The 23697-nt window shown below is 68.2% G+C and carries 23 protein-coding genes and 4 pseudogenes; 20 read left to right on the top strand and 7 right to left on the bottom strand.

Going from position 1 to position 23697, the window contains the following annotated elements; translation table 11 throughout:
• Positions 1-5: 5 nt before the first annotated feature.
• Positions 6-665, bottom strand: a complete 660-nt coding sequence (locus tag ABZ656_RS30455; RefSeq protein WP_101406475.1) for a TetR-like C-terminal domain-containing protein — start codon at positions 663-665, stop codon at positions 6-8.
• A gap of 68 nt (positions 666-733) precedes the next feature.
• On the opposite strand from ABZ656_RS30455, the gene ABZ656_RS30450 reads away from it, so the two are divergent.
• Positions 734-2068, top strand: a complete 1335-nt coding sequence (locus ABZ656_RS30450) for an alpha/beta fold hydrolase (RefSeq protein WP_360271848.1) — start codon at positions 734-736, stop codon at positions 2066-2068.
• 97 nt (positions 2069-2165) lie between these two features.
• Here ABZ656_RS30450 and ABZ656_RS30445 read toward each other — a convergent pair.
• Positions 2166-2267, bottom strand: a pseudogene (locus tag ABZ656_RS30445) (IS5/IS1182 family transposase); the annotation flags it as partial.
• An 84-nt stretch (positions 2268-2351) separates the two neighbouring features.
• Between ABZ656_RS30445 and ABZ656_RS30440 the strand changes: the two are divergent.
• From ABZ656_RS30440 to ABZ656_RS30430, 3 genes and pseudogenes are all read left to right on the top strand, one after another.
• Positions 2352-3281 carry a GNAT family N-acetyltransferase gene (locus ABZ656_RS30440; protein ID WP_360271845.1) on the top strand — a complete coding sequence of 310 codons (930 nt, stop codon included), beginning with the start codon at positions 2352-2354 and terminating at the stop codon, positions 3279-3281.
• A 58-nt stretch (positions 3282-3339) separates the two neighbouring features.
• Positions 3340-4148: pseudogene (locus ABZ656_RS30435) on the top strand (IS5 family transposase).
• A 369-nt stretch (positions 4149-4517) separates the two neighbouring features.
• Complete coding sequence (locus tag ABZ656_RS30430) at positions 4518-4673, top strand: hypothetical protein (RefSeq protein WP_360271842.1); 156 nt, start codon at positions 4518-4520, stop codon at positions 4671-4673.
• A 52-nt stretch (positions 4674-4725) separates the two neighbouring features.
• Here the strand turns inward: ABZ656_RS30430 and ABZ656_RS30425 are convergent, their stop codons facing one another.
• Complete coding sequence (locus tag ABZ656_RS30425) at positions 4726-5094, bottom strand: VOC family protein (RefSeq protein ID WP_101406471.1); 369 nt, start codon at positions 5092-5094, stop codon at positions 4726-4728.
• Positions 5095-5157: 63 nt separating this feature from the next.
• Between ABZ656_RS30425 and ABZ656_RS30420 the strand changes: the two genes are divergently transcribed.
• The 14 genes from ABZ656_RS30420 to ABZ656_RS30355 all read left to right on the top strand — a co-directional run bounded on the left by ABZ656_RS30420 (position 5158) and on the right by ABZ656_RS30355 (position 17169).
• A complete protein-coding gene (locus tag ABZ656_RS30420) occupies positions 5158-5616 on the top strand; it encodes a MarR family transcriptional regulator (protein ID WP_360271838.1) in 459 nt (152 codons plus the stop codon).
• 355 nt (positions 5617-5971) lie between these two features.
• Complete coding sequence (locus ABZ656_RS30415; protein ID WP_360271835.1) at positions 5972-6664, top strand: TnsA-like heteromeric transposase endonuclease subunit; 693 nt, start codon at positions 5972-5974, stop codon at positions 6662-6664.
• Entirely contained in the window at positions 6664-7134 is a 471-nt protein-coding gene (locus tag ABZ656_RS30410; protein ID WP_360271832.1) for a hypothetical protein, read from the top strand. The genes ABZ656_RS30415 and ABZ656_RS30410 overlap by 1 nt, the downstream gene beginning before the upstream one ends.
• Before the next feature lie 27 nt (positions 7135-7161).
• Positions 7162-7704 (top strand): hypothetical protein, encoded by a 543-nt coding sequence (locus tag ABZ656_RS30405; RefSeq protein ID WP_360271829.1) that lies wholly within the window; start codon positions 7162-7164, stop codon positions 7702-7704.
• A 17-nt stretch (positions 7705-7721) separates the two neighbouring features.
• Positions 7722-8714 carry a Mu transposase C-terminal domain-containing protein gene (locus tag ABZ656_RS30400; RefSeq protein ID WP_360271826.1) on the top strand — a complete coding sequence of 331 codons (993 nt, stop codon included), beginning with the start codon at positions 7722-7724 and terminating at the stop codon, positions 8712-8714.
• Positions 8714-9286 (top strand): ATP-binding protein, encoded by a 573-nt coding sequence (locus ABZ656_RS30395; RefSeq protein ID WP_360271823.1) that lies wholly within the window; start codon positions 8714-8716, stop codon positions 9284-9286. Before ABZ656_RS30400 ends, ABZ656_RS30395 begins: the two co-directional genes overlap by 1 nt.
• Before the next feature lie 105 nt (positions 9287-9391).
• Positions 9392-10570 (top strand): tyrosine-type recombinase/integrase, encoded by a 1179-nt coding sequence (locus ABZ656_RS30390; protein WP_101406468.1) that lies wholly within the window; start codon positions 9392-9394, stop codon positions 10568-10570.
• Positions 10567-13182 carry a tyrosine-type recombinase/integrase gene (locus ABZ656_RS30385; RefSeq protein WP_360271818.1) on the top strand — a complete coding sequence of 872 codons (2616 nt, stop codon included), beginning with the start codon at positions 10567-10569 and terminating at the stop codon, positions 13180-13182. The genes ABZ656_RS30390 and ABZ656_RS30385 overlap by 4 nt, the downstream gene beginning before the upstream one ends.
• Positions 13179-13760: a DUF6262 family protein gene (locus tag ABZ656_RS30380; protein ID WP_360271815.1), complete on the top strand. Its 582-nt coding sequence runs from the start codon at positions 13179-13181 to the stop codon at positions 13758-13760. Before ABZ656_RS30385 ends, ABZ656_RS30380 begins: the two co-directional genes overlap by 4 nt.
• A 217-nt stretch (positions 13761-13977) precedes the next feature.
• Complete coding sequence (locus tag ABZ656_RS30375) at positions 13978-14919, top strand: transglutaminase-like domain-containing protein (protein ID WP_101406465.1); 942 nt, start codon at positions 13978-13980, stop codon at positions 14917-14919.
• A gap of 229 nt (positions 14920-15148) precedes the next feature.
• A complete protein-coding gene (locus ABZ656_RS30370) occupies positions 15149-15619 on the top strand; it encodes a hypothetical protein (protein WP_180362609.1) in 471 nt (156 codons plus the stop codon).
• Positions 15616-16452, top strand: a complete 837-nt coding sequence (locus ABZ656_RS30365) for a TniQ family protein (protein ID WP_101406464.1) — start codon at positions 15616-15618, stop codon at positions 16450-16452. The genes ABZ656_RS30370 and ABZ656_RS30365 overlap by 4 nt, the downstream gene beginning before the upstream one ends.
• 43 nt (positions 16453-16495) lie before the next feature.
• Entirely contained in the window at positions 16496-16846 is a 351-nt protein-coding gene (locus ABZ656_RS30360) for a hypothetical protein (protein ID WP_218978299.1), read from the top strand.
• Positions 16843-17169, top strand: a complete 327-nt coding sequence (locus ABZ656_RS30355) for a hypothetical protein (RefSeq protein ID WP_101406463.1) — start codon at positions 16843-16845, stop codon at positions 17167-17169. The genes ABZ656_RS30360 and ABZ656_RS30355 overlap by 4 nt, the downstream gene beginning before the upstream one ends.
• 281 nt (positions 17170-17450) lie before the next feature.
• On the opposite strand, the gene ABZ656_RS30350 is transcribed toward ABZ656_RS30355, so the two are convergent.
• On the bottom strand, positions 17451-17978 hold the full coding sequence (locus ABZ656_RS30350) for a GNAT family N-acetyltransferase (protein WP_360271808.1): 528 nt from the start codon (positions 17976-17978) through the stop codon (positions 17451-17453).
• A 779-nt stretch (positions 17979-18757) separates the two neighbouring features.
• Positions 18758-19295: pseudogene (locus tag ABZ656_RS30345) on the bottom strand (GNAT family N-acetyltransferase).
• Positions 19296-19476: 181 nt separating this feature from the next.
• Between ABZ656_RS30345 and ABZ656_RS30340 the strand changes: the two are divergent.
• A pseudogene (locus tag ABZ656_RS30340) lies at positions 19477-20124 on the top strand (carboxylesterase family protein); the annotation flags it as partial.
• A 368-nt stretch (positions 20125-20492) separates the two neighbouring features.
• On the opposite strand, the gene ABZ656_RS30335 reads toward ABZ656_RS30340, so the two are convergent.
• Both ABZ656_RS30335 and ABZ656_RS30330 read right to left on the bottom strand, forming a co-directional pair.
• Positions 20493-21719: a PP2C family protein-serine/threonine phosphatase gene (locus ABZ656_RS30335; RefSeq protein ID WP_101406459.1), complete on the bottom strand. Its 1227-nt coding sequence runs from the start codon at positions 21717-21719 to the stop codon at positions 20493-20495.
• A 596-nt stretch (positions 21720-22315) separates the two neighbouring features.
• Entirely contained in the window at positions 22316-23185 is an 870-nt protein-coding gene (locus ABZ656_RS30330) for a DNA ligase (protein ID WP_360271803.1), read from the bottom strand.
• Positions 23186-23595: 410 nt separating this feature from the next.
• On the opposite strand from ABZ656_RS30330, the gene ABZ656_RS30325 reads away from it, so the two are divergent.
• The coding region (locus ABZ656_RS30325) for a transposase (RefSeq protein ID WP_360271883.1) at positions 23596-23697 on the top strand (102 nt) is incomplete at its 3' end.

Raw genomic sequence — 23697 nt, 5'->3', positions numbered from 1 at the left:
CTGCTTCAGCCACGATCGGGAGAGCCCAGATACCGGCCCTGATCCTGTCGCCGAGCGAGTTCGGCTTGGCGAAGACTGCGGAACAACTCCGGGGTCGTCCATCCTCGCAGCGTGGCGTGAATCGTCGAGCGGAATGCGGCCTCGGCCGTGGTGGCGTCGAGGGCCCCGGCCAATTCGAGAGTCACGAGCCCATGCAGGGTTCCCCAGATCGACAGGGCGATCGACGTTGCGTCGCCGGCGAGGACGGACGCCGTCAAGGCGCGATCGATCGCCGCGAGGAGCGGACGGATCGGGTCACTGACACCGACCTCTCCCGACGGGTCGAAGGACTGCACACCACCGAACAGCACCGTGTACAGGTGGCTGTGTCCGCGCCCCCAACGACGGTAGGCGACGGCCAGCGCGTAGAGGTCGGCGAGAGGATCTGCGGAGGTCTGCACCGCCGACAGATCCTGGAACAGGCCGGCGACGGCTCTGTCGCGCACCGCACCGATCAGCCCGTCCTTGCCACCGAACAAGGAGTACACCGCCGTCGTCGACGTCTCGGCAGCAGCGGCCACGGCGCGGACCGTGACCGACTCTCGCGGACGGGTGGCGAGCATCTCGGTCGCGCACTCCACAAGCCGCTCTTTGACGACCTCGTCGTTTGTTCTCGGCCTACCCACGGCCAGCAGCCTACCCCCTCTGATAACGTCGTTTTGAAACATCGTTTTGAAACTGTCGGAGGTCCGCCGTGCCCACGTCCGCCATACGCACCGTCCGCTTCACCGGACGCTTACTACTAGCCCTGGCCGCCGTCGCGACCCTGGTCGTCGTCTTTCTCGCACTGATCGCCCTCACGGACGGGGCAGGTTCGGGGCTCGCCGCGTGGTTGTCGACCCTCGGGGCCGGGACTGTCCTTGCGCTGTGGCGAGGCCGGCAGCGCACCTGGCCGGCGCGGCTCTTGCCGTTCCTGCCGGTAATCGTCGCGGCGGCGTTGACAGCGCCGGTCTGCATCCCGGCCGTGCCGACGGCCCGGCAGTACCCGCCCGCCCTACCCTTCGTGGCCACGCAGCACTGGAGCCTGGCCACAGGCAGCCGGGTAGCGGCGTACCACTACCCGCCCGCGAATCCCGGCACCCGGCATCCCATCCCGCTCGTGTACCTCAACGGCGGACCGGTCCGCGGCATCTCGGTGCTCGACCACCGGTTCCTGCAACTCCTGGCACGCCAGGGCTACGACATCTACGCCTACGAACAGGCCGGTGGCGGACGAAGCGACCTCCTCCCCATGAGTCAGTACACGATCTCCAGGTCGGTCCGCGACCTCGCCGCCTTCGTCGACCGCCTGAACAAGGGCAAGGTCGACATCCTCGGATTCTCCTCAGGCGGGGCCGTGCTCACCCGAGCCCTGGCCGACCCGAGCGTCGCCGCACGCTTGCACCGGGCGATCATCGCTGAGCCCGGCCCCATGGACGGCCCCACGGCACACATCACCGGGTACAAGGGCCGAAAATCCGCGCGCGGCCTCGCGCCGGCCCCGACCGGATCGCGATCGACGCACGTCCCCCGGTACGCCGTGGCATTCGGCCTCATGCGACTGGGACTCCTCACCCCCGACACCGGACTGATCGGACAGGCCGAAGGCGACAACGCCTTCACCGCCGCCGACCTCGGCAGCGACACCGCATCCGCCTACTGTGCGCGCGACGCGCACCGCATCCCCGCCGAGGACACCGCACAGAACTTCTCCTTCAGCCCCGCCGCCAGCCTCCGCGTCCAGCAGACGGTCAAGGACTCCCCCTCCATCGCCCCGCAACTGAGGCGTTCCCGGACCCCCGCGATGCTGATGATCGCCGAGTGCTCCTCCCAGGTCCGTCAATGGGAGACCACCGTCCTTGCCAATGACCCCGCCATCCAGCGCACTCAGTACATGCCCGGAGTCGGACATCACATGTGGAACGGCCTCGACGGCAACAACGACCGGGCCGTCGCCGTCATCACTGCGTTCCTTCAGGGCAAGCCAGCACCCCTGCCGAACTACCCGACCCGCGACGAGATCCCTACCTTCCTGCGCGACCACAAATGAAGACAGTTCAGCCCGTAATCGGCAACGGCAGGCGAAGCCTCGAAGCAGCCCCGGCCGTGCGGCAGGTACAGCCAAGGGCGATCTCTTACTGATCGTTTCAGAATGAGGTGCGCAGGCGGCGGAGGCAGATGAGACTGCAAGCCAGTTCGAGCAGGCCCTGGTGGAGGTCGGCTCGTCTTTCGTAGCGGGTGCGGAGCCGTGGGCAATGCTGTGTCGGGTCCCCGAGATAGTCACCAACAAATATCGGTTGTGAACAGCTGCACGGTCCTGCGACGGTGCCCGTGTGCATTGCAGAGCCGTCAACGAGTCTGACATCGAGGCGATCTTCGATCTCTTCGGCTGCGCCGAGCACGCCGCAATCGGGCGCCGGGAGACGACGCGAGCAGGCGTGCGTGACCTGCTCGCGAGCCCCGGCCTGGATGTGGCGTCGCGGGCGATGGTCGTGGAGTCGAAGAAGGGTCGGCTCAGCGGCTTCGTCGCCCTGCATCCGGCACCGCAGGGTGGCCAACTCCGGGCCCATCTGATCCTTGCACCCGCAGACGGCGCTACGGACACGGCCCGAGCACTGCTTCACCTGCTCGACGAGTGGGTGCTATGGGACGCGCCACACCCCAACACCCCCGTGACCATGTTTCAGCTGCCCAACTGCCCGGCCCATGACCTCATGGCCGCCGAGGGCTGGAGCATCGTGCACAGCTACACGCGCCTCAGAGTCGACCTGGATACCACCGAGTTCCCCCAACCGGCTCAGCCACCCCTCGGTGTGCGACTGCGCGTCGCTGCCGATGACCAGGACCGGCGCGCGGTTCACTCTGTGTTGGAGGACGCGCTGGCCGGGCACTGGAACCATCGGCGGCGTACCTTCGCCGAGTTCGACCGTGACCAGCGACAGCGCGGCAGCTACGACGCGGCCCTGTGGTGGCTGGCCGAGGTCGATGGGGTCTGTGCGGGTGCTGTCATCGCTCGCGACCCGTCAGAGCGCGCATGGATCGCCTGGCTCGGAGTTCTCGATGCCTACCGCGGCCGCGGCATCGGCACGCAGTTGTTGCGCACCGTCTTCCGGCTCCTCCGGGACCGTGGCCATCACAGCGTGGGCGTCGACGTCGACACCCACAACTCTGCCGGCGCTCTCAGCGTCTACCGGGCCGCCGGGATGAGCGAGCGGGGCACCGCTGACCAGTGGCGCAAGATCTACGCCCACCAGCCTTTCTGACCAATTCAGTTGAGACTCGGATCTTGCGCTCGGCGATCTTGGTCGGCAGGGTGTCCGCGTGCGTGCTGATCTTGTTTCAAATGACCTGTGGGAGCGCGTGGCTCCGCTGCTTCCGCTCGCTCCCGAACGGCGCCGCCGCTACCCCGGGCGGTTGCGCGTTCCGGACAGGGCGGCCCTCGCGGGCGTCCTGTACGTGTTGCGGACCGGTGTTGCGTGGCGCGATGTGCCCGCCGAAACTGTGGGCTGCTCCGGAGTCACAGCCTGGCGAAGGTTGCGCGACTGGACCGAGGCCGGCGTATGGCCCCGCTTGCACGCCGCCCTGCTGACCGAGTTGCGCCGCGCCGATCTGCTGGACTTGGACGACTGCGCGGTGGACGGGTCGCACGTCCGGGCTCTCAAAGGAGGGATCACGTTGGCCCCTCGCCCGTCGACCGATCCCGTCCCGGCTCCAAACACCATCTGATCGTTGACCGCAACGGAACTCCGCTCGTCGTCACGCTCACCGGCGGGAACCGACACGATGTCACCTAGCTCCTGCCGCTGCTGGACGCGGTCCCATCGATCCGGGGCCTGCGGGGACGCCCCCGTCGCAAGCCCCGACGCTTGTACGCCGACCGGGGCTATGACTTCGACAAGTACCGCCGCCTGCTGTGGAAGCGCGGCATCAAGCCGATGATCGCCCGACGCGGCGTCGCCCACGGCTCCGGACTGGGCAAGGTCCGTTGGGTCGTCGAGCGCGCCTTCGCCTGGCTGCATCAGTTCAAACGGCTCCGCACCCGCTACGAAAGACGAGCCGACCTCCACCAGGGCCTGCTCGAACTGGCTTGCAGTCTCATCTGCCTCCGCCGCCTGCGCACCTCATTCTGAAACGATCAGTTAGTCCGGAAAAGTGCAAGCGGCCTCACCGAAATCCTTGCCCGCGCACTCCGCTACCGAGGTCGCGAGGTCGAAGTCGAGCACCTCCACGTCCACTTGCCGCGCGTGCTCAAGACGTCCGCCAACGGCACCGCCCACCCCAGCCCCACGCAGGAGGCCACCCGATGAAGCGTCTCTTCCGCCGCTGCGGCCACGCGCCCGGCGCCCTCAGCCCCGAGGACCAGGCCGCCGTCGACCAGTTCCGCGCGGTGCTCGTCGCCCTGCGTGACCCGGAGCCCTGGATGCCCGCGCAACCCCCTCGGCCTCGCCGACACCCTGAGACACCACGGTCTGCCCGCCCGCGCAGCACGGAACACCGCCATGATGGACGCCCTGGTAGTCCTGCCGCCCATGGTCATCGCCGACCTGCTCGACATCCACCCCACGACAGCCGAACGCCGGGCCACCCTCGCTGGCGGGAACTGGTCCGAATACTTGGCAGCGCGACGCGCCGCCCCGAAGGGCAGTAGACCTTAGGGCGCAACCGCGGTCCTCGGGGATCGGTGATCGTCCGGTGGCGTTTGGCCGATCAGGCGCGGTCGTGGAGAGTGACCTGGTAGCCGTCGGGGTCGGCGAAGGTGAATGTCCGGCCGAAGGGGCCGTCGATCGGTGGGGAGACGATGGTGTGACCGTCGGCGACGAGAGCGTCGTGAATGGCCTGGACGTCTGTGGCGTGGAGCCAGATCGCGGCACCGATGCCGGGCTGAGCAACGGATGCGAGATCGGTTCCGGGAACGACGTCGCGGAGTGCGAACGCGATCGGCTTCGTCTCGAAGACGACGGCGTGCGGAGGTCCGGCCTGCGAGCGGACGAGGCCGAGGTACTGCTCGTAGAACGCCTGCGAAGCGTCGAGGTCGCGCGCTTGGAGCGAGATGAAGTCGGGGCCGGTGGCGGGCATGATGATGCTCCCTCTTTACGTGTCAGTTTTCTGACACAGGGCAATCTATGTCAGAATGCTGACATGAATCAAGACGGTGTCGGCGTCGACCTGGAGACGTCACTGGGCTACCTGCTGAAAGAGGCGTCGAGCGCCCTCCGTGCAGCCATGGAGGAGGTGCTGCGGCCGCTCGGGATGAGCGTGACGCACTACTCGTGCCTCGAGCTGCTGGCTCAACGACCGGGCTTGTCGAACTCCGAGCTCGCGCGGGGCGCGTTCGTGACACGGCAGTCGATGAACGTGCTGCTCCAGGCCCTGGAACGAGATGGTTACGTGACCAGGCCTGCGGAGGCACCCGTCGGGAAGGTTCTTCCCACGCGGCTTACGCCTCGCGGCCGACGGAGCCTCGAGAAGGCGACCGTAGCGGTCCGGTCCGTCGAGGTCGGAATGCTGGCCGGCATGACCGAGACCGAGCAGTCAGGCGCGTTCCGGATCCTGCAGAGCATGATCCATTCCCTGCGCGATGGCAACGACGGTGCATAGCTCGTTCCTCGGCGCACGTCTCGTCGCGCCCGGATAGGAGTGCAGCCGAGTGTCCCGTCTCACTCAATCGAGTCGTTTTCTCAACGAACCGAGTCGTTCGTGCTTCTGTCTCAGCGAACCTAGTCGCGCGACTGAGTGCCCACTGTCCGGTCTCAGCGAAGCGGGGCTTGTCGCACTGATCTGCGTGCTGACCGTGCGGTGTACGGGGCCGGGACAGGTTTGAGTGAGACGGTGTCCCGCTTTGGAGTGGCTCTTGTCTCGGTTCAGGTGGCTTGTCTCAACCCAGTGGACATCGTCCCGGTGTGGACGATCAGGGGGGCCGCAGAGCGGCAGGGGCAGGGCCGCCGATTTCGAGGTGGCCTGGGTTCAAGGCGGGGTCGAGGTGCGCGGTTCGCTGGCGGACGTGACGGAGCTGGCCTTCGAGGAGGCCGATCCGGTACGGGAGTTCCCGTCGTACCGGGGGCAGTGGAACTTTCCGGGCCTGTACTGGGCGGCCACGATGTTGCGGCATGTGGGGTTCGAGTCCTGGCTGGAGCGTGATCACGCGATCGCGATGGACTTCGACCCTCGGGTCACACGGTTCGCGTCGCAGCCGTTCTGGCTGTTCTGGACGTCGCCGGAGGGCGTGCGGCTATCCCACGCGCCGGACTACTTCGCACGTCGGGCCGATGGATCGGCCGTGGTGGTGGACTGCCGGCCGGAGGGGCGGCGCAAGCCGCGGGACCTGGCCAAGTTCGCCGGTACGCAGACTGCATGCGAGGCGGTGGGGTGGGACTTCCGGCTCGTGGGCGAGATCGACCGGGTGCGGATGGCGAACCTGCGGTGGCTTGCCGGGTTTCGTCATCCGCGGTTCGCGGAGGCCGGGTTGGAGGAAGTGGTCGAGGCTGCCTTCGCCGTTCCCGGACCGCTGGTGGGCCAGGCAGCTCACGTCGGTGACCCGATCCTGGTCCTGCCGGTCGTCTTTCATCTGCTGTGGTGCGGGCGGCTGACGACGGACCTGTCGCGCCCCTTGGGCGATCACTCTTTGGTGAGCCGGGTGGAGGGCTGATGGCCGAGCACGAGCGGCCCAAGGGCGTACTGCGGGTGGGTGACCGCGTTCGGTTCGAGGACCGAGTCCACACGGTGGTGGGTCTGTCGGGCACGACCGTCCGCCTGATCGACGAGCACAACACCGCAAGCATGGTGATGTTCGCCCACCTGATGGCGTCGGACGGGTTCGAACTGCTCGACTCGACAGCGACCACGCCGGGACTTCCGCCCTTCGGCCTGTTGGACACCGTCCCTGAAGTGGCCCTGCGCAAAGCCAGGTTCTTCGAGAAGCACCTGATCGAGGTGGAGACCGGGCTCCCTCCCGAGGCGCCGAAGGGAGCTGTTCCGCGGCCCGAGTACGACCCGCAATGGCGGACCGTGAGTGAACGGCTGACCGCCAAAGCCGCCGAACTGACCGCTTCGGGCACCGCAGTGACAGAGCGGACCCTCTTTCGGCTGCGGTCGAAATGGCGGGACGAAGGGCTCTAGGGCCTGGTGGACCGGAGGGCCACCAGGTTGTCCACGGCACCGGGCACCGGCCAGGTGGACAACCGCCTGGTCGAGGCAGTGCTTGAGGTCCTGGCCGCGCAGGAGAGCATGTCGACGGGGACCCGCACCCGCGTGATCCGGCAGGCCGAGAAACTGGTCGCCGAGCGGCACGGGGAGGGCACGGTCCCGCTGCCGTCGCGGGCAACCTACTTCCGGCTGATCAAGTCGCTTTCCGAGGGACGTCACAGTTTCGGGGCGGCCACGACCCGGCGCTCTCTGGCCGGGCGGCCGGAAGCGCCGTTCACCCCGACGCTGGCCGCCCGGCCTGGCGAGGTGGTGCAGATCGACACCACTCCGCTGGACGTGCTGGCCGTCCTGGACGACGGCGTGACCGGGCGGGTTGAGCTGACGATCGCGGTCGATGTCGCCTCCCGCACCATCTGCGCGGCGATCCTGCGGCCGGCCGGAACGAAGGCCGTGGACGCCGCACTGCTGCTGGCGCGGATGCTGGTGCCCGAACCGATGCGGCCCGGCTGGTCGGACGCCCTGCGGATGTCGGAGCCTCGCTGATCCCGCACGCCCGGTTGATGAGCGTCGACGCCCGCCTGGAGCACGCCGCGGCACGTCCGGTGATCGTCCTGGACACGATCATCGTGGACCGGGGCAAGGTGTTCGTGTCGGACAGGTTCGTCGCGGCCTGCCGTTCGCTGGGCATGTCCTTCCAGCCCGCACGTCCGGCCACGCCGACGGACAAGGGAGTCGTGGAGCGGACGTTTGAGTCCATCAACTCGATGTTCTGCCAGCACGTCGCCGGATATGTCGGCTCCGACACCACCCGGCGCGGCCGGGACGTCCAGGCGGTCTGGACGATCGCGGAACTCGCCGATCTCTTCCACGAGTGGGTTATCGCCCGGTGGCAGACCCGCCCGCATGACGCTCTGCGGAGTCCGTTCCTGCCGGGCAAGGCCCTCTCGCCAAACGAGGTCTACGCCATGCTGGTCTCGCGCACAGGCTATCTGCCGGTCTGTCTCGGCGGTGATGACTACATCGAGTTGCTGCCCGTCGAGTGGCGGAAGATCAACGACTACGGGATCACACTCGACTACCGCACCTATGACTGCCGGGAGTTGGGCTCCTACCGGCGTCAGCCGTCCGGAGTGGACACCAAGGGCAACCTCTGGGAGGTCCATTACGACCCCTACGACGTGTCGCATGTCTGGGTACGCGACACCCGGGCCGGAGGCTGGATCACGGTTCCCTGGACCCGGCTGGGCACGGTCTCGGCGCCGTTCGCCGACTTCACCTGGCGCCATGCCCGAGCCGTGCTGGCCGCCAAGGGGGCCGACGACACCGACGAGGACGCCATCGCCGTCGTCATCGACGACCTGCTGACCCGCGCCGGGAACGGGCCCGACCGGCGCATCGCCGGCCGCACCAAGGCGGCAACTGCCGTCCCCGCACTGCCACAGGCACGGCGCGAACCCGAGCCGGAGACGGACCAGGAACCTGACGGCGAAGGCGAGATCGCCCAGGTCATCCCGTTCGGCGTGTTCGACGCCTTCACCGACGGGAGTCGCTGATGACGCACTTCCTCGAGCCGGAAGAAGTCGACCACCCGCTGACGACCAAGGAGGGCTGGACCGCCTTCACCGCGGAGACCACCAACCCGCCGGCCGTCCTGCCGCCCGCAGCCCTCCAACGGCTCACCGAGGCGGAACGAACCGCCTACTACCAGGCCCTGGAGGACTACCACGCGCAACTCGTCATCGTCTCCACCCCGACGATCCGCCATGTCACCGCGACCGGCCGCAAGCGCATCCTGCTCAACCGGCACCAGCACTCCGCCCGCCGCGGACTGATCGTCTCGGGCCCCGCCGGGACCGGAAAGACCACCGCCATCACCCAACTGGGCAAGAATTACGAACAGTTGGGACGCCGTCGCGGCGAGATCCCGCCGGACTGGCTGCCGGTCGTCTACGTCACCGTCCCGCCCGCGGCCACACCGAAGATGCTGGCCATCGAGTTCGCCCGGTTCATCGGCCTGCCGCTGCCGTCGCGCTTCAGCCAGGTCGAAGTCACCAACAAGGTCTGCGACCTGCTCTGCACACTCGGCTGCCGACTCGTGCTCATCGACTTTACCGACCGCGGGTAGTGCCGCCTGTGATGTTCGTCTGGGTCTGTGACGTGGGCGTCCCGGGCTCGTTTACCGACCGGATCCGGAGCGTCTGTCATGTTCCGGGGTCGGTACGGAGGACGAGTGGTACGGCACGTGGTGGTCGGGGACTTGAGGGTCCAGCAGATCGTGCGGAAGGAGGGGCGGCGGTCGTGGACGATCGTCTGGCCCGAGGGGACTGTCCATACGGAGGCGGACCGGTTCCTGCGCGTCCATGACGGCTCGGGCACACAGCGGACGTACGCGTATCTGCTGGTGGATCACTTGCGGTGGCTGGAGCGCGAATGCCTGGGCTTCGGCACAATCCAACTGCGGGATCTTGAGCGGTACATGGGGATCGTCGAGGCCGAGGTCCGCATGCCGCTCGGCGAGCCGTGGCGGGTGGGCAAGCGGCCCTACGGCCGCTCCGCGCTGTCGACCGCGGCGGCCTGCTTGAAGAGCTTCTACCTGCACCAATCCTCCCTCGGCGTCAACGGCGAGCTCGGCAAGAAGCTCGACAAGTCCCGGCTGCCGTCCCGAGTGGACCGCCGTCGCTCGTTCCTCGGGCACGTGAAGTCCTCGCTGTCCGCGAACCCGCTCGCGCCGAAGGGACCGCGTCGTCGGCACCCGAAGATGCTCCCCGACGGGGCCCGGGAGAAATTGCTGGAGGTCGTAAACGCGGCCCGGGACCGGCTGGTGGTGACCTGGCTCGCCGACGGGGGCCTGCGGATCGGCGAGCTCTGCGGGCTGCACCTGATCGACCTGCACTTGCGTGAGAACGCGGCCTGCCACGAGTGCCGCACCCCGCATGTCCACATCTGTCACCGCCCCGGAAATCCGAACCGGGCCGAGGCGAAGACCAAGGAGCCCTGGAAGGTCGAGGGCGGGACGGTGACCGGCGGGCTGATCAAGCGGGTCAGCCCGGCGATGGTGCACACCTACTTCGAGTACGTCACCAGCGAGTACCCGCGCGGGGCCGGGCACGGCATGCTCCTGGTCCAGTTGCACGGCGGCGATGCCGGGCAGCCGTGGGCGCCGGTCGGGGCCCGCCGGATGCTCGGCCGGGCCGGGAAACGCGCCGGGCTGGGCGTCGTGAAGCCCCATGCCTTCCGGCACAGCTTCACCTCGGCGGTCCTCGATGCCGCGGACGGCAACACGCTGATCGCCCGGGACGCGGGTGGCTGGGCCTCGGCCGCGATGGTCGATGAGGTCTACGGGCACGTCGATGTCCACGACCCCGTGTTCGATGCCGCGCTTCGTACGGTCTGGGGTGAGGGCCGGTGAAGCGGGTGGAGTTCCTGCGTCCGCTCTACGCGGAGCGTCCGGACCGGCAGGAGCGCGACCGGCTGGAGATTCTCACGGCGCTGATCAACGCGCCGTCCTTCGATCCGGTCTTCCGTGCGGACATCGTGCGGATCCCGCGCGGTCATGCCATCTACCGGTGGGAGTGCGTGGTCGCTGGCTGCGAGCGTGCACGGGGCGGCGGGGATCTGTGCTCGATCCACCGCCAGGAGTGGGCCCAGGCGAGGGAGCGCGGGATCGGCAAGGCCGCCTTCGTCGCCGCGGCCCAGCCGCTGAGTGCCTTCGCCTCGCGGGAGGACGCGGTCTGCCGGATCTGTCCCGAGCATCCCGCTGACCGTCATGACCTGCGGCTGTGTCAACGTCACCGCAACCGGTGGAAGTTGCACCGCCAGCAGCACGGCGAGGACGCGGACTTCGCCGGCTGGGTCAGCCACCAGCAGGTCTTTCCCGGCTACGGTCCCTGCCGGGTGGTGGTCTGCCCCTCGCTGGCCGACTCCCCGCTGGGGTTGTGTCCCGGGCACGATGCCCACTACTGCAAGCAGGGACGGCCCGGCGGGGCGAGTCTGCCGGACAGCTGGTGGCAGCGCTACGAGCATCACGGGGCACCGGTCCCGGTCAGCTTCGGCGACGAGGAAGCCTTCCGCTCCTGGTGCGCGCGGGAGACCGCGCTGCCCTGGCCAGGGCAGCTCAACCTGCGCGGCCTGCGACCGCTGGTGCGGGCCGAGCTCCAGTGGGGGATGTTCGTGCACACTCAGCGTCCCCGGGCGAGCCGCTGGGACCTGGCCTGGCTGCAGAAGCTGGTGACCATCTGCCGGGCCGGCAGCGTGAACTCGCTTATCGACCTCGACCTGAGCAACTGCAGCCAGTTCACCGGCGGCATCGCCAAGGAGATCCTCCACGAACTGCGGCTGGTCTACTTCACCCCCGAGCAGGCCAAGGAGAGCGGCTTCCTGGAGACCGAGCACTTCGGCGTCCGCTTCGCCCACCGCAGCGGCCACATCGATCTCAGCGGCATCCCACAGCGCTGGCTGCGGGACCTGACCTGGGATCACCTCGCGGGCCTGCTGCGGTCACCCCGTTGCCCCCGAACTGCCGGCGTTCTGGACGACCTGCGCCGGGCCGCACTCGAACTCGGTGTGTTCCTGGAGCTCGACGCAGCGGGCGACGGCCATGACCCGACCGTGTTGCGGAGCGAGCATGCACAGCGCTTCGTCGCCGATCAGCGCCGCCGCGAACGCGATAGCCTGCCGTCCCTGGCGATCAAACGCCCCGGCGGTGCTCCCAGCACCATCACCCTGATCACCCGGAGCATCGTCTTCAACGCTGCCCGGCGGCTGCTGCGGGAGGCAATGGACAGCGGGGCGGCCGAACGCCTCGGCCTGAGCCGGGAGTTCATCACCGCCATGCCCGCCGCGGGCAGTTCGACGCTGCGGGCCCGCCGCCCGTTCCCCGACGAGGTCGCCCGCGCCCTGGCGGACGAGGAGAACCTCGCCCGCCTGACCGACAGCGACACCCTGGACCTGGGGATGCGCGACATCTGGGAGGCGACCGTCATCACCGGCCGCCGCATCGGTGAGGTCCTCAAAGTGCGGTGGGACTGCCTGGGCCGCTACGGCGGACTGGCGATGTTCTGGCACGACCAAACCAAGGTCGGCAACTACGACGCGGCGATCCGCATCCCCGAACGGCTCCACGACCTGCTCGCCGAGCGGCAGCGCAAGACCTTGGATCGCTTTACCGCCGAGCACGGCTACAGCCCGAGCGGCACCGAACGCGCCCGGCTGGCGCTGTTCCCCACAACCCATCGCAACCCGGACGGCACCGTGTCCCTGACACACCAGTGGTTCTACAGCCGTTTCCGGCCCTGGGTCGACGGCCTCGACCTCGGCCACTACGTCCCCCACCAGGCCCGTCACACGCTGGCGACCAGCCTGCTACGGGCCGGGGCGAGCCTGTCCCACATCCGGCGCTACCTCGGCCAGGTCTCCGACCGCATGGCCGAGCACTACGTCCACCTGACCAGCGATGATCTGGAGAACGTCCTCCAGCACGTCTGGGTCGCCGGCCCCGGCACCGCCCGCCCCGGCGAACTCCTCGCCGGGGAGACCACCCCGCTCACCCGCGAGCAGGCCCAGGCCCTCGCCATTGATCTGTCCCGCCGCAGCACCCCCGCCGAGGGCGGCTTCTGCACCTTCCAGCCCGTCGTCGACGGCGGCGCCTGCCCCTGGAACCTGGACTGCCACAACTGCGACAAGTTCGTCCTGTCCGGCGCCGACCTGCTCTACTGGCGGCGCAAGCGCGAGCAGTGGCGGCTGCTGGCCGAGGGCGCCCCGGACGACGCCACCGCCGACTACCTCCACCGCTATTTCGAGCCCACCGCCCGCGCCATCGACGGCCTGGAGAAGGCGCTGGCCGGCCTCGGCCTCCTCGACGACGCCCTCGCCCTGGACCTGCGCAAACCCCAGGACTACTTCCACCGCGTCTGGTCCACCGCCTTCCGCGCCGCCGATCTGGCCGACGCGGGCAGCGATGAGCAGAGCAAGTACAGCGATACGTGCACAGCCGACGACGACCCCGAACGGGACATCGCATGAAGACCGCCACCGTTCCAGAACCCCGCACGGCCGCCGCCCTGGCAGCCCGGCGCCGCAAGACCGAAACCGCTCTCCAGCGGGTCCACGAGGCCATCGCTCGGCTCCGGCGCGAGAAAACCCAGGTCAGCGTCGCCGCCGTCGCCCGCCGCGCGGACGTCTCGCGCACCTTCCTCTACGACAACCCCGAAGCCAGAGCCGCGGTCGCCACCGCGATGGCGCAGGCCAGCGAACGACGGACCCGGACGCTCGCCGAGCAGGACGACGAGCCAGAAGCAACCTGGCGCGAGCGGGCCCTGAACGCCGAAGAGGGCCTCAAGGCCGCCCACGCCGAGATCCTCACCCAGCGCACCCGCATCGGCGAACTCCTCGGCCAGATCCGCGACTTGCAGGCCGAATGGACCGAGGAGGCCATCCAGCGGATCACCACCGAGAACACCACGCTCAAGCAGCGAGTCCGCCAGCTCACCGCCGACAACCGCACTCTCGACGAGAGGCTCAAGGCCGCCCGCTCCAACCTCCGCTTCCAGGACCGCCGCGTCGCCGACCTCGAAGCCCGCCTCGCCGATCCCGGCTCGTGAAGTGCTCCTGTCCCGCTCGCCACTTCACGGCGCGTCCACCGTCCCGGTGGACGCGCCGTTCGATGAGAGTGTCAATGGGACATGCCGACCAGTGAGGCGAGTCGCACTGACGGAGGCGGTGGGTCCCGGGTTCAGTTGTCAGTTCGGTCGTCTGGACAATTGCGGGGGAATTTTGACACGGTGAGGTGCACCGGCCCGGTAATCGAACATGCGGCCGATGCCTTCTGGGGGTCCAGCCGTGTCATCCGCCCGCCTTTCACCGGACGCTGCCGCCTTCTATGCCGCACAGAGCGCCTTCTCCGACCCCGGCAGCCTTGCCCCGCTATATGCCGACCTACCGGATGATCCCGCTCAACTCGCCTGTGTGGCCCGCGATCTGATGGTCCACCGTCTGGAAGGCGAACAGTTCCGCTATGCCATCCCGCAGGACCGCCTGCACAACGATGCCGAGACGCGCTACCTCGACGACATCTTGCGGATCGTCATCGAGCGAAACGGCGCCCCGCTGACGCAGCGGCGCGAGATGGGTGACCGCTTCGTCGGCGTCTGCCGCGACTTCGCGCTGCTGCACTGCTCGTTCCTGCGCCACGCGGGCATACCCGCGCGCCTGCGGTCCGGCTTCGCCGACTACTTCGGCTCGGACGGGTTCCACGTCGATCATGTGGTGACCGAGTACTGGGACGCCGAGCGGGGCTGGCTGCTGGCCGATCCCGAACTGGCCGACCCGACGGTCATCGACACGTGGAAAGTGGACTTCGACCCGATGGACGTGCCGCGCGACCGCTTTCTGGTCGCGGGCAAGGCATGGCAGGCCATCCGAGCGGGCGAGGCGGACCCGAAGTCCTTCGGACTCCACCCACCGCAGGACGGGCCGATGTTCGGAGAGTGGTTCGTGGCAGGCAACATCCGGCTCGACCTCGCGGCGTTGAACAAGGTCGAGACGCTGCTGTGGGACATCTGGGGCACGGAACCGGACAGCGACGAGAAGATGACGGACGCGATCCGTGAACTCTACGACCAGACCTCACTGGTGGCCTGTGACGACGTCCCCTTCGATGCGGCGCGGAAGCTCTTCGCGCAGAACGACGGGCTGCGGACACCAAGGACCGTGCTGTCCTTGGCGCCGTTCAATGGCCCGAGCGAAGTCACCCTTAGGTGACAGCCCCGCCGGATGATCGGCACTCGCACCACAACAACGAGGCGCTCCACGCAGACGGGCCAGAGCCTGCGGAGTACACCCGCTGAGACCACCCGGACGAGCTACAGCAATCGCCCCGGCTCGCCGTCGCGGACATGTAGTCTATGGATCACCGCAGGTCAAAGTCGGCTTACGGGCTTCCTCGGTCGGTAAAGTCGATGAGCTCCACAATCTCGACATCGGTACGCGGGTGGGCGCCGAGGCATCCGACCAGATCAAGTACCTGTCCGAGCGCATCCCCGCGACGTTCGTCCTGGCCGGCGTCGACGTCGAGGGCACCGGACTGTTCGCCGGACGCCGCGGCGGACAGATTGCCAGCCGCTACACCCTCATTCCCACCAGCCCATTCCGCCACAAGACCGAGGAACAGCGCGGCTCCTGGCGATCGCTCGTGCTGACGCTGGAGGAGTCCCTGCGGCTGCGCGCCCACCGCCCAGGCACCTTGCTGGACCTGAGCTCTTACCTGCACGACCGCACCGGCGGAATGATCGGCAGTCTGTCCCACCTCGTCCGCGAAGCCGCCCTGGACGCCATCCTCGACGGCAGCGAGAAGATCACCAAAACCTCACTGGAACGAGTTGACCTGGACGAAAGCGCCGAACAGCAGACCATCCCCCGCGCACGTCGGCGCCGGAGCCGCGGCACGAAACGCATCGCGTGACCGCCCGGCCGCGGACCCTGCCCCTCACGCCGCCGCCCGTCCATCACGAGACCATCGGCTCCTACCTGAACCGCCTCGCCGACGCCAACCACCTCAGCATCGGCTACCTCTCGCACCTGGTCGACCCGTCCCGCCAACACCGCCGAGTCGACAACCGAGTCGGCTACTGGACTCCAGAAGCACTGAGACGGCTCGCCATCTTGACCGGCCGGCACCCGTCATCCTTGATCCACGCGATGCCGCCGCTCGGCTCGATCGGAGACCCGCTTCGGCACCTTCGGTCCGCCACCGAGGAGGTCGTCGAGCCACGGCGGCGTCCAGCCTGCCGCCTCTGCATGGCCTGGCGGCGCGTCCACGGTCTCGTCGTCCGCAGCACCCCGCACCATGAAGGTGTCTGCCACCGCCGCTGGCTCCTCGGCGATGAGCAACACGACCTGACGCGACTGCCCGAGGTTCTGCGGGCCAACCTCCAACATCACCGGATCGTCCGCCGGGGCACCCATCCCTCCACCGCGTTGGCCTTCGTCGACGCCCGCGACCGCCTGACCAGGTGGTTCACCGGTGAGAGAAGCGGAGAGCCCCTTCGGCAGAGGTGGAACCGCCGACTCGAAGTGCTCGGCGAGGACCCGTTCGGTGATCCCCACCGCCCCTCCGACGCCCGGGTCGAACTGGCCACCTACCCTGAAGCCGTCGTTCTCACCGGCCTGTTTGCCTCGGCCTACTGGCGAGACCATCCCCAGCTGCTGGCCGAAGCGGCACAGCGACTCCACATCGCACCCCATCAGCTTCCGCTGCGTGAGATGGTGATCACCACGATCGACAAGGGGTGGTGATCTCACTCCCCGTCTGTCAGTGGCAATCGCCATCATGGGAGACATGACCAACCCGAACTTGACCACCGGCAGTGTCTGGCGGCTCCGACTCCACCACGGCGACCAGGAGATCGCCCGGCTGGCCGTGACCGGCGCCGATATGCCCTGGATGCACGCCGAAGTCGAAACGCTTCCTGGTTTTGAAGAGTTCCGTCCCCTCTTCAGTGAGCAAGAGCAGGCTGTCGACGAGGAGGACTGGGAGCGGGCCGAGGACTGCTACACCAACATACGCAGCGCGCTCACCCTGACGTTTCCCGACGGCGGCCCGGTCGCCGAGTTCATGCTGCACATCCACGACGACGGCACCGCCGGCTGGCGCTGGCACGACGAACCCTTCGATGCGGTGAACCCATGACGACCTGGGTTCGCTGCTTCTGGGACGAGGAAGCCGTCTGGTTCTACTTCGAGCTGGACGCCAATGGCTATGCGATCCGGCAAGTTGAGTTGCAGGAGTCCGGGAGCAAGGCTCTGACCGCTGCCTCGCTGGCCGAGTGGCAAGAAGCTCAAAGAGACGGTCGGTCAGCTGAATACGAGAGCGTCTACGGCCTGACCGCGGAACCACCCATCTCCGAGTGGGAAGGGCACGACCCGCAATGGTTGTCGGCCGACGAGTTCGAGATCGTTTGGTCGACTGCCCGCGGTGAGCTTCAGGATCGTCAGCGGCGACCTTCTTCCTGAACACGTCCACTACTGCGGCTTCCGACTAGGAAACTGCCATCTTCAATGCGAAACCGGCCGTCAAACGTCTCGCCATCCTGACAAGGTCCTGCTCAGGCGGCATCACTCTCGCCATGATCCATGAGACGAGCCAACCGCACCGCCCACGCGTCTTCACGACGCCTCGTCACTGCCCCCAGCAAGTCGCGGTTGATCCTGTCACCCCGCAGGTCAACGGCCTCGCCCCTGCAAGATCTAATGAGACGGGACAGTGCCCACCGAGCCGCACCGCACCGCCCCTCTTAAGCGATCTCAATGCTGAGTTGGGAACCCAGCTCCTCGAAGCCCAATGCAGCCGCAACACGCCGGGAGGCGGGCGGGCGCGCGCGCCACTGCGGCAGCAGCCCGACAGCGAGGGCATGAGCGACCGCCGCTGAGCCCGTCACCCGTGCCAGTCCTCGCCCGCGCGTTTCTGGCGCCGTCAGGACGCAGACATGGGCCGTCCGCCTCGGCCAGGCCCGATATCCCGCAGCAGCAACCACTTGGCCATGCTCGCGAACCACGAACGCGGGCGACGTAATCTCGTCCAGAGCAGCCTCACCAGCGTCCTCGTGACCAGCCACCTGCTCCAAGCTCCGCAAATCCGGATGATCGGCTGACAGTTGCTCCACGGTCAACGCGCCAGCTTCCACCGGCCGGAAGCCCGCTGGGGACACATATGACAGCGCCGCGGGCCCGAGCGCCCGAGCCACCGGAAGGGCCTCCCGGACCAAAGCGCTATCCACGACGGCCTCTACCGGCAGTCTCCCCAGTGCCTCACGAACGATCATGGCGGCACTGTCACTCGGCGCGGTCACGATCGCTGATCCGCCCAGAGCTACCACTCCGACCCAGCCAACCGGGCACAGCCCGGACCGCGGGGAGACCACAACGTTCACGCCGCCCGGCGGGGCGAACGACACCGGCGCCTGAGCCAGGTCCTCCCAGAGCCCACGGGCTCGGGCCACCAACGGATCCATCGACATGGCTTCGATCCTGCCAGCCGGAGCAAGCTGCTGACCTGGGAATTAACGAGAGGCATCGGCGGCTGTGGCACGGCGACAGTCCATCGACGTCGTCGCGGGCGAACCGGATCGACTGGGATCACATGAGACGGACAGATGCAGTCTGTCTCAACGAACCGAGTCCACGTGTCTCACCCAATCCAGTCCACGCAGGTCAGCGTCACGCAGACGACTGACTTCGATGAGACAGGACACCGAGCGTGAAAATCCGTGTCGGCGACCTTGAAGACCGACAGACCCCGACTGCACCCTCTTCTGCGATGAGCCCTCAAACTGAGGCACCCCAGGCCAGGCGGCTCCCCTGCCTCATCTTGTCGCCGCTGACGTGACCGGGTCGGGTGTGGGGCTGCTTGCCCTGCGGGCGAATACTGCAACTCTCGAATACCGACACTTCACCAGTGCCTCTATCCAGGCGACGACCCGTCAGTGCTCATTCCCCGGATACCGCGCGCCGTCCGCACGCACGGCGTCTTCTTACGGCATCCGCACCCTTGTGTGTAGGCGGTCAGTGGCCAGTTGTGTAAGCGGTACGTCGGGGCTGGTGACTACACCGAGGACCACACACCGAACCACTGCTCGGCGTCGAACTCCTTGAAGCGTTCTACCTCGGTGAACCCCAGCTTGGCCGCGAGGCGCATCGAGCGGGCGTTGGCGGTCTGGGTGCAGAGCACCACAGGCTCGCCGGGGAGCGCGTCGGCGAACCAGTCGAGTGCCGCTTTGCACGCCTCGGCGGCGTATCCGCGTCCCCAGGCCTCCGGCAGGAACATGTAGCCGAGCTCGGTCTCTTCGGCATCCGGACGGACGTGACCCGGACGCTCCGCGTCGCGTCGATCGAGCGTGATGGTGCCGATCATCGCTGCGTCGAAATCGATCACGAAAAGGCCAGGTCGCCGCCCGGGTACCTCAGGCACCGCGCGTTTGAGCTCATCACGCGGTCGAGGGCCACCGAGGTAGGTGCGCACCTCCGACGATGCGAACAATTCGATGAAAGCCGCACGGTCCCGGGGGCTCGGACTCGCGGAGCACGAGCTGTTCGGTCCGTATCGGGGTAGGCGGCCAGGCGACGCGTCCGAGTTCAGCCATGGCGGGCAACATATCGCACGCATGTGAGCATGATCCTACAAAGACGGCATGGTTGAGCGACGTTATGGCTGGGGTTGCCGTTCGATGTGATCGACGCCCCCACGATTCAAGGGGATCGACGGTTGCGGTCGCCGCGTCTCCGACCCGCTGCACGACAGTCGCACACTCCAGGGAGCCATGTATGAATACTGCTGACTTTCCGGAGGTACAGGCGGCAGCGGGGACGGTGCGAGGACGCCGAGAGGCGGGACTTGCGGTCTTCCGCGGTATCCCGTTTGCGCAGCCACCGGTGGGTGAGCTGCGCTTCGCCGCACCGCAACCGGCCCGAGGCTGGGACGGGGTGCGGCAGGCATTCTCGTTCGGGCCGCCACCCCCGCAGGAGCCGTTGGGACCGCAGATGGCTCCTTCCGAAGACTTCCCTGCCGACGACTGGTTGACGGTCAACGTCTGGGCGCCGGACGCGGACCCGGCGGCCCGCCGCCCGGTGATGGTGTGGATCTACGGCGGCGCCTACAAGTTCGGCTCCGCTGATGACCCGGCCTGCGACGGGAGCCGTCTGGCCCGGGACGGTGACCTCGTCGTGGTGACCTTCAACTATCTGGTCGGCATTGAGGGCTTCACCCGCCTCGACGGGGCACCGGCCAACCGCGACCGGCTCGACCAGGTCGCCGCCCTCGAATGGGTACGGGAGAACGTCACAGCCTTCGACGGTGACCCCAGCCAGGTCACCGTCTTCGGCGAGTCCGCGGGCGCCGGTTCCATCGACGCCCTGATGGTCATGCCGAGCGCCCGGGGCCTGTTCCGCCGCGCCATCGCCCAGAGCGTGCCCGCATCGTGCGGCTTCGGCGTCGCACACAGGCTCGGAAACGATCCGACGAGCAGCTGACCGTGCTCATCGTGTTGGTGTTCGGAGTGCTGGTCGCCCCCACTGCCTTCGGGCAGGGGATCCTCAACGTGGTCGGGCAGCTCGCTGAGGGGATCACACAGTCCAGTCGCTGAGACTCCGCGAGGTAGGACTGTGGGCGACGCGGAGGCCGGGTTGGGGCCACCAGTAGGAGCGTGTGCGCACCGACGTGGTGCCCTCGGCGTCGATCTCGACTTCACTCCCTTGGGGGCCAGTTGGTCAGGCGTGGAAGGGTGACTGTCGTGCGCGTGGGCGGCGCTGTCCGGTTCGGATTTGGTTGACGTCGAGGTTGCTCAGTCAAGGACCGCGAGGTGGTCGGTGGTGCCGCCGCGCCACTCGATCATGAAGAGGGTGGCGTCGTCGCTGGTGTGTCCGCCCCGTTCCCTCTTCAGGGTGTGGGAGAGCCGGCGCAGATCCGCCCGCACCCCCTGTGACGGCTCTTCTCCCAGGCGGTTGACGCAGTGGATGAGGCGTTCCTCGCCGAACGGCTCGCCGCCGGTGACGTGTTCCTCGATGATGCCGTCGGTGTAGCACAGCACCCGGTCGCCCGGCTGGAGCAGATGCTCTCGGATCCGGGGCAACTCGCCGCCGAAGCCGACGGGCAGCGTCGTCGCGCTCTCCAACTGCCGCTCGACCCGGCCTTCGCGGATCAGCAGCGGCGCGGGGTGGCCCGCGTTGACCATTTCCAGCTCACCGGTGGCGATGTTGATGTGCATCAGCTGGGCGGTGACGAAGTGGTCGGGACCGAACTGCCGGGAGATGGCGTCGTCCATGAACGCGTATTTCTCGGCCAGGCTGACGAACACACGCCGGGCATGCCGGTAGGCGCCGATGGCCACGGTCGCCATCACGGCGGCGTCCAGGCCGTGGCCCATCGCGTCGATCACGGCCATGTGCAGGATGTTGCCGTTGAGGGCGTAGTCGAAGCTGTCGCCGGCGACCCGGTAGGCGGGCTCCAGGACGCCGGCAACCGAGACCTGCGGCAGGGTCATCGTCAGCGGCGGCAGCAGGTTCCACTGGATCTCCGCGGACACGCTCATCGGCTCCCGGCGCCGGGCCAGGAAGAACTGGTCGGTGTAGGCGTTCTTGGTGACCAGCATATCGGCGACCAGGCCGGCGAGCCTGCGCAGCAGGCGCCGGTCGGCGTCGCCGACCGCGTCCAGAGTCAGGGCCATCACCCCCACCTGGTCGCTGCCGTCCAGCAGCGGTAGATACATCCGCACGCCGCCGTGGGCCTGCGGCACCTCGACGACGTCCTCGCTCAGGAAGGCCCGGCCGGCGGGGGAGTCGGCCATCGGCTCGGGCTGGCCGACGTGCAGCTTCCTGCCCGCAAGCGGCACCAGCACCTCCTGCGCATAGTCCTGCAGCAGGATGGAGACGTCCCGGCCACCGATCCCGGCCAACTCCTCCGCGATCAACGGGGCGATCAGCTGCGGCGGCATCAGCCGCGCCCGATCCAGCAGCAGACCGAGCAGCCGCTCACCGAAACCCTCCGACCGATCCACGCTCTTCTCGCTCATGTCGTCTCGCCACCTCCTCCCTGCCACCCATACCGGCTCGCCGCTTCCGCACAACCTGAACCTGGGAAAGCCGCCGGAGCGGCTCATTACGCCATGCGCAGCATGTCGGCCCGCGCTGTCCGCACAGAGTGATCAGGCGGCCCGGGTCAGCGAGGCCGCCGTTCCGGCCGGCGGTGAGGGTCGGCCACAGGCCAGTCGCCTGGTCGCCGTGGCTCGGCGGTTCACGGCGACGCGGACCGCATGCTGGTCACGGGCAGGCGGGCGGGGGCGAGGGTGCGGGGACCGAACTCTTGAGCGCGGAGGCCCCGCATGTCGCCGTTCTGCGGAGCGTCATGCACGGCGGTCGTGTCCTCCGGATGACACGACGCCGACACCAGCCCCCGCTACGGCATACTTTGAGCTGGCCCGTGCCAGCGACACAGACGGCACGGGCCACTTTCCAACAACGACAACACTCCTCTGTGCCGTCTCACAACGAAGACCGAATAGCCGCATGCCTCCAACGGTGTGTTACGGATAGCACGGGCCCGGGAGCCATGGCCGCTCCACGCGACAGCCGGGGACAAGGCGCAGTCGAGCAGAAGCCTGCGGTCGGGTCAGCGCAGGCGGACCACGGTGACGACCGCGTGCCGGGTGGTGCCGGCTATGACCTCTACGACGACTTCCCCGCTCACGGGTGTGCAGGCGTCGCCGCCCTGCGTGTACGCGCGCTCGGGCTGGGGGACCAGGTGCGGGGCGATCCGGGTGGCCAGGGCCGTGGTCAGGCGTTGGGACAGCGCCACGCGCCCGTCGGGGAGCCGTACGGCGAGCGCCCGCGGCTGGCGCACGGTGCCGGTGAACCCGACGACGGCCGCCTCGATGGTGTCCGCGTGGCGGATCTTCAACCATGCGCTGGTGCGGCCGGCCCGGTAGGGGGAGGTGGTGCGTTTGGCGACGATGCCTTCGACGCCGCGCTTGTGAAGGGTGTTGTACCAGGTGAGTGCGGTGTCGCGGTCGGTGGTGGCGGAGACGGCCTGGATCGGGGTGTTTACGGGCAGGCCTGCCAGGAGCTTGAGGAGGGCTGCGCGGCGCTCGCTGTACGGACGCGGCCGGACGTCGCCGGACGGCAGTTGCAGGGCGTCAAAGGCGATGTAGTGCGCGGGGCGCTGGGCGGCCAGTCGGTGGGCGCGGGCGGGGGAGGAGGCGGCTCGGGCCTGTGCGGCCTCGAAACTGATCCGGCCGTCCTCGGTGGTGATGACGGCCTCGCCGTCCAGAACGGTCCCGGCCGGGAGGTACTGGCCGGCGAGGGCGAGGTCGCCCCATACGGCGGTGACGTCGCGTCCGGAGCGGGCCTGCAGCCGGACCCCGTCGCCGGTCCGCCACATGATCATTCTGTGGCCGTCCAGTTTTACCTCGTAGCTCCAGTCCGTGCCGGTGGGCAGTTCCGGTACGGACCGGGCGAGGGCGACGGAGACGGGCCAGTCCACCCGTCCAGCCTGCGACGGCCGTGGCCGCGGCGCCCGTCGGTGCCGTCGGGAAGCGGGCCGTGCTGGGGGCTCATAGGCTGGTGGGGCTCGGGGCTGTCGTCGAGGTCTGTGATGCCCCGACCGCTGTGGAGTGGCGCCATTTCTTTTGGCCTGGTGACTTCTCTGAACTAAACGGGGTGGGAGTCCGAGGCCAATCTCCATTACGCCAATCTCCACGACAACCACAACGGTGCGTGGGACTACGTCGATTGCTACTGACCTCACTGGCCAGGCCCCGCTGAGCAGGCAGCCCCCTCCGGGGCGTTGCTGGGAGCAGCCGACGAACGGTGCGGTGTGAACCTTCCCCTTGATCGTGGACACCTGGAGACTGGGACCTGAGGTTCCAGAGGAAGTAGCACCAGGTGGGAAGCATGTACGCGAAGCGGTACACCGAGGAGTTCAAGCGGGACGCGATCGCGCTCGTCGACTCCTCGGGCAAGACGGTCACTGCGGTTGCGAGGGAGCTCGGCATC

Origin of the sequence: Streptomyces sp. NPDC007095 (assembly GCF_040634475.1) — a bacterium.
Taxonomy (GTDB): Bacteria; Actinomycetota; Actinomycetes; order Streptomycetales; family Streptomycetaceae; genus Streptomyces.
This window is presented reverse-complemented; position numbering and strand designations above follow the sequence as displayed.

Coding starts and splice junctions, on each gene's coding strand:
- ABZ656_RS30335 (WP_101406459.1), bottom strand. CDS start 21,719: ATGAGCGAGAAGAGCGTGGATCGGTCGGAGGGTTTCGGTGAGCGGCTG.
- ABZ656_RS30395 (WP_360271823.1), top strand. CDS start 8,714: ATGACGCACTTCCTCGAGCCGGAAGAAGTCGACCACCCGCTGACGACC.
- ABZ656_RS30380 (WP_360271815.1), top strand. CDS start 13,179: ATGAAGACCGCCACCGTTCCAGAACCCCGCACGGCCGCCGCCCTGGCA.
- ABZ656_RS30350 (WP_360271808.1), bottom strand. CDS start 17,978: ATGATCGTTCGTGAGGCACTGGGGAGACTGCCGGTAGAGGCCGTCGTG.
- ABZ656_RS30425 (WP_101406471.1), bottom strand. CDS start 5,094: ATGCCCGCCACCGGCCCCGACTTCATCTCGCTCCAAGCGCGCGACCTC.
- ABZ656_RS30410 (WP_360271832.1), top strand. CDS start 6,664: ATGGCCGAGCACGAGCGGCCCAAGGGCGTACTGCGGGTGGGTGACCGC.
- ABZ656_RS30355 (WP_101406463.1), top strand. CDS start 16,843: ATGACGACCTGGGTTCGCTGCTTCTGGGACGAGGAAGCCGTCTGGTTC.
- ABZ656_RS30360 (WP_218978299.1), top strand. CDS start 16,496: ATGACCAACCCGAACTTGACCACCGGCAGTGTCTGGCGGCTCCGACTC.
- ABZ656_RS30375 (WP_101406465.1), top strand. CDS start 13,978: ATGCCTTCTGGGGGTCCAGCCGTGTCATCCGCCCGCCTTTCACCGGAC.
- ABZ656_RS30430 (WP_360271842.1), top strand. CDS start 4,518: ATGATGGACGCCCTGGTAGTCCTGCCGCCCATGGTCATCGCCGACCTG.
- ABZ656_RS30420 (WP_360271838.1), top strand. CDS start 5,158: ATGAATCAAGACGGTGTCGGCGTCGACCTGGAGACGTCACTGGGCTAC.
- ABZ656_RS30400 (WP_360271826.1), top strand. CDS start 7,722: ATGAGCGTCGACGCCCGCCTGGAGCACGCCGCGGCACGTCCGGTGATC.